Source organism: Microcystis sp. M090S1 (assembly GCF_020246295.1).
Lineage (GTDB): Bacteria > Cyanobacteriota > Cyanobacteriia > Cyanobacteriales > Microcystaceae > Microcystis > Microcystis aeruginosa.
This window is the reverse complement of sequence record NZ_JADBTF010000361.1, coordinates 1-4,444: the sequence shown is the minus strand read 5'-3', so window position 1 is coordinate 4,444 and position 4,444 is coordinate 1. Positions and strand designations below refer to the sequence as shown.

Annotated in this window: 2 protein-coding genes and 2 pseudogenes; 3 read left to right on the top strand and 1 reads right to left on the bottom strand. The window is 38.3% G+C overall.

The window, feature by feature from the left end; translation table 11 throughout:
* Positions 1-256 precede the first annotated feature (256 nt).
* A pseudogene (locus IM477_RS23415) lies at positions 257-348 on the bottom strand (helix-turn-helix domain-containing protein); the annotation flags it as partial.
* A 513-nt stretch (positions 349-861) separates the two neighbouring features.
* On the opposite strand from IM477_RS23415, the pseudogene IM477_RS16090 reads away from it, so the two are divergent.
* The 3 genes and pseudogenes from IM477_RS16090 (at position 862) to IM477_RS16080 (ending at position 4,344) form a co-directional block, all read left to right on the top strand.
* Positions 862-1,560 (top strand): annotated as a pseudogene (locus IM477_RS16090) (IS1 family transposase).
* A 122-nt stretch (positions 1,561-1,682) separates the two neighbouring features.
* A complete protein-coding gene (locus IM477_RS16085) occupies positions 1,683-3,572 on the top strand; it encodes an ABC-F family ATP-binding cassette domain-containing protein (protein ID WP_287732568.1) in 1,890 nt (629 codons plus the stop codon).
* A 67-nt stretch (positions 3,573-3,639) separates the two neighbouring features.
* Complete coding sequence (locus tag IM477_RS16080; RefSeq protein WP_287732567.1) at positions 3,640-4,344, top strand: GNAT family N-acetyltransferase; 705 nt, start codon at positions 3,640-3,642, stop codon at positions 4,342-4,344.
* Positions 4,345-4,444: the final 100 nt, after the last annotated feature.

The following is a 4,444-nucleotide window of genomic DNA, read 5'->3' as shown; positions in this document are numbered from 1 at the left end:
CTAGTATGTTTATACGGGGGAAGTTCAGCTATAGGTTCTGTCAGGTAGGGGATAGAAGATTTAACTATGTCTATAGAGTTAAGTATCTAAGCACAATTAATTACACATCTAAGCCACTACTCCGTCAGACTTCTGCGGTGGTGAGCAAACAGAGAACTGAAAACTCAAATCCGATCCCTAATAGCTGTCTTTCGTCTCCCGTCTCCCGTCTCCTGTCTCCTGTCTCGACTAGGAAATTAATTTTGCACGACTACTTATTGTTCCAGACAACACGCACACACCCGAACAATTGAGACAAAAGCCTCTTGTGTTGGTTGGGGAAAGGCGGTATTGATACCTTGCTTTCATTGAGTTAAAATGTGTGTGTCTGCACTCTATAAACAGTAAACAGTAATCAGTAAACAGTAATCAGTAATCAGTAATCAGTAATCAGTAATCAGTGAGCAGTAATCAGTAAAAAGACAGTAGGAAAATTCGGCGTTGCTGAATCAAGGTATGAATGCCAACTGTTCAGGTTCCCGTGCAAAAGTTAGTTTGTGTCTAGGTTTTAAGAAATTCGGCTCTTCTAGAGTAGTTATGATATATTAGCAGAAAATCATCCACGCAAGCCCTGCCAAGTAAAGCTCACCAGAATTCAAAAAAGCAATTTTAATAAAAAAAGCTTTTTGCTTTGTTGGATTCCACGGTATTTAAGGGGTTAGGCTCATTTAAACTACTAATTTGCTATAACCAGTCTAGGAGAGCCAGAAATTCCACCAAAGAAGATTCATATCTCAAATCAGCAACGCCGGAATTTCGGCGTTGTCAGATGAAGAGATGAGAAGGTAAAATAGATAGAAACTTAATGAAGGAAAAAAAACGATGAAATGTCCAGAATGTAAAAGTGACCACATCAATAAAAATGGTCATCGTGGTCAAAAACAAAACTATATATGTGTAAACTGTGGTCGTCAGTTCATCCACAGCTATGAAACAAAGGGCTATAGCGATGATGTTAAGCGTAGCTGTCTGAAAATGTAGGTAAATGGCCTGGGATTTCGAGGCATTGAGAGAGTGACAGGAGTCTCACGAACAACCATTATGGATTGGGTCAAACAAGTGGGAAAACTGCTGCCTGATTCCTATAATTCAGAAACGATTCCAGAAGTGGGAGAACTAGATGAATTAGAAACTTTTGTTGGTAAAAAAAAGAACAAAATCTGGCTCTGGACGGCTGTTGACCACTTTCGAGATGGAATTCTTGGATGGGTAATTGGTGATCATAGTGCGGACACATTTCAACGTTTATGGCAAGCTATCTCATTTTGGCAATGTTATTTTTGGGTAAGTGATGGAAATCCAGTGTATCCAATATTTATCCCTGACGGGGATCAGATTGTTAGCAAAACTTATAGGACAAGGGTAGAGGGAGAAAATACAAGATTACGTCATTACTTAGCGCGTCTTCATCGTCAGACTCTCTGCTATTCAAAATGTGTCAAAATGTTAGAAAATTCCCTACCGCTTCTAATTCATTACCTTAAGTTTAAGGATGTTCCAGTTCCCTACACTTTTGCTTGATTCATCTTTACACCTGACAACGCCAGAATTTCTAACAGCAATGTGGAAAGAATCCCCCGTCACAGCGTAGCTTGACGGCGGGAGTATGTCAAACTAGAAAAGAAGGATTATTCCCAGAAATCATGACACTGCTGACGGTTCGATCGCTCAAAAAAGACTTCGGTATCAAGGAAATTCTCAAAGATGCGAGTTTTAGTCTCGATGATCGCGATAAAGTCGGCCTGATCGGTACGAATGGATCGGGAAAATCGACCCTATTGAAAATGATCGCCGGATTAGAAGCGATCGATGGTGGCGAAATTCAAATCAATTCCGGGATGAAAATCGTCTATTTACCCCAGCAACCCGATCTAGACGACGATAAAACGGTTTTAGAGCAGGTTTTCGCCGATAGTGGCGAAAGCATGACTTTAATCAAGGAATACGAGGAATTGTCCGATCGCCTTGTCCATGAGCCAGAAAATCTGGATACTATTATGGAACGTTTGTCAAGGGTTTCGCAACAAATTGATAAACTTGCGGCCTGGGATTTAGAAACCAATGCTAAAGTTATTTTAAGTAAACTGGGTATCGATAATTTTAATGCTCGCGTGGGAGATTTATCGGGGGGATATCGCAAAAGAATCGCCATCGCTACCGCACTTTTAGCCGATCCTGACTGTTTATTGATGGATGAACCCACAAACCATTTAGACGCGCTTTCCGTGGAGTGGTTACAGAGTTATTTGTCCCGTTTTCGGGGAGGATTATTATTAATTACTCACGATCGCTATTTTCTCGATCGAGTGACTAATCGCATCATTGAAATCGATCGGGGAGATTTATCTACTTATTCCGGTAATTATGCCTATTATCTAGAAAAAAAAGCTTTAGCGGAAGAATCGATCGCCAGTAGTCAACGCAAACACGCGGGAGTTTTACGACGGGAATTAGAATGGTTATCCCGGGGACCAAAAGCGCGCAGCACCAAACAAAAAGCGCGCATCGATCGCATTCAGTCCATGGGTAATAAGGAATTTAAACAGGTGGAGGGAAAAGTCGATATTGCCACCGCAGGAAGACGCATCGGTAAAAAAGTTATCGAAGTAGAAAATATCTCGAAAGCTTACGGAGATCATACTTTAATTAAAGATTTTACCTATATTTTTACCCCCGAAGATCGCATCGGTGTTATTGGCAGTAATGGGGTAGGAAAATCTACTCTCATGGATATTATTACCGGGAAAATTCTCCCCGATTCAGGCACAGTTGACATCGGTTCCACTATTCATATTGGTTACTTCGATCAACAATCCGATGATCTCAATATCAACGAAAATCAAAGAGTGATCGAATATCTGAAAAGTGTGGCCGAATTAGTCAAAACCCTAGACGGTAGCGTGATCACCGCTTCCCAGATGTTAGAAAAATTTCTCTTTCCTCCCGATCAACAGTATGCACCAATTTATAAACTTTCTGGAGGAGAAAGACGACGCTTATTTTTACTACGAGTTTTGATGAGTGCACCTAATGTTTTAATCCTAGATGAACCCACCAATGATCTCGATGTGCAGACTTTAGCAATTTTAGAAGAATATTTAGAGGACTTTAACGGTTGTGTGATTGTCGTTTCCCATGATCGCTATTTTCTCGATCGAGTAGTTGATACTATTTTTTCCTTTGAAACCGGGGGTAATATCCGTCAATATCCAGGCAATTATTCCCTTTATCTCGATCAGAAAAAAGAGGAGGAGGAACCAAAAGAAAAAAAAGTCACCCCAAAAACTGTTAAAGCTTCTCCGTCACCTGTCAATAAGAAAATCTCTTTTAAAGAGAAAAAAGAATACGAAGATATCGAGAAACAAATACCAATTTTAGAAGCAAAAAAAGCCGAAATTGAACAGGTACTTTATGGAGAACCCCTAGAAGATTTTACTAAAATAACCGCTCTGACCGAAGAATTAGCTCAATTAAGTCAAAAAATTGATAATTTAACTGATCGCTGGTTAGAATTAGCAGAAAAATTAGGCTAAATTACTATGTTTATATAGTAATTTAGTCAACTCATAAATAATCAACATTTTAATTTTATATTTCTTTATGAAAGTTGAAATTATTGCAATTGAAAATGGATCAACATATTTAAAAAAAATACAAGAGTTGGGTCGTAAAAACTCTAAGACTTTGGGTTTTATGCCTGAAGGTGGATTTATAGATCATGCAGATAAAGGACATATCTTAGCGGCCATTAGTCTAGACCAAAAATGTGTTGGATATTTAATGTATAGAATTAAGCAAAAGACTAACAAAGCACATATAATACATTTATGTACTGATGAAAATTTTAGAAGAAAAGGTGTTGCCAGACAATTAGTTGAACACCTGATTGACAAAACCCAAAAACAGCAACTTTATGGAATTGTTTTTGATTGTCGCATGGATTATAACTTGAGTTCAATGTGGTCAAGTTTTGGATTTATTGCCAAATCGGAAAAACCCGGAAAAAGTGCAGAAGGACATTTATTGACAACTTGGGATTTAGAGCATACAATCCCTCCATTAATCAAAGAGCTAATCGAGGAAAAAAACAAGTCTAAGATTCAAGTTGTTATTGATGCCAATATTTTCTTTGACTTCATGACAGATCCCTATTATGATAGCGAATGTCAAGAATCTAATTATTTGCTTTCAGATTGGCTACAGGAAGAAATTGAAATATTTTTAACTGAAGAAATTAATAATGAAATCAATCGCAAGAAAGATGATAATTGTACAGCAATTCTCATTTTAAAAAGTAACAAGTGATACAGACAGAAACAAAGCTTTAAGCAAGCTACAAAATGCGCTCCCGCGAGTGCGACTGCATCGCAGAGAAGTGAGTATATAGAGTATTTATACTCAAAAT